The 572-nt window shown below is 57.7% G+C and carries 1 protein-coding gene and 1 pseudogene; one reads left to right on the top strand and one right to left on the bottom strand.

The features are described from left to right. Positions 1-330, bottom strand: a pseudogene (locus CXQ90_RS21820) (citramalate synthase); the annotation flags it as partial. Between CXQ90_RS21820 and CXQ90_RS23135 the strand changes: the two are divergent. Next, positions 307-572 (top strand): hypothetical protein (locus tag CXQ90_RS23135; protein WP_258064717.1); only part of this gene is annotated, 266 nt, incomplete at its 3' end. The pseudogene CXQ90_RS21820 and the gene CXQ90_RS23135 sit on opposite strands and share 24 nt — an antisense overlap.

Here is a 572-nt window from a genome sequence, read left to right as displayed (position 1 = left end):
ACCAAAGTCTTCAGTGGGGATCATCCGCGTCAGTCTGCCATTTCCGCAGTAGGGGCACCCACCGAGGCCGCCGATCGCGGTGTCGACAATAAGCTCGTAGCCCTCATCAAGTTCTGACATCGCCGTGTAGGCGGAGATGGGTGCCATCCCGCGCGCGTTATGCAGATGCAGATGGAAGGTGGTGATGTCCGGCCATGTCTGCTTGATTGTTCGGATCTGCGCCCGCATGGCTTTGGGAGTGTTCCAGCTCATGGGGTCGCCTATATGGACCCGGGTAACAGGAACACCGGCGTTGGCCCAGGCATCATGCTGGAGCTGAAGGAACTCCATCCTCCTATCCTCGGAGAATTCACCAAGCCAATTGGAACCCCACGCAGCGTTGACGCTGATCTGGGCTTCCTTGGCTCCACGGAGAACCGCTTGGGATACTATGCCGGGAATCGCCGCGATCTCATCAGCCGTGGTGCGTGCGGTATTCCGTTGAACGAAAACATCACAGAGGTGGATACGGGTCTCACCGATCATGTGATCAGGTCCCGTGATTTTGGGTGCGTACGCCTGACTTCTTTCGA

This window comes from Arthrobacter sp. ZGTC131, from assembly GCF_002929275.1.
GTDB lineage: Bacteria > Actinomycetota > Actinomycetes > Actinomycetales > Micrococcaceae > Arthrobacter.
This window is presented reverse-complemented; position numbering and strand designations above follow the sequence as displayed.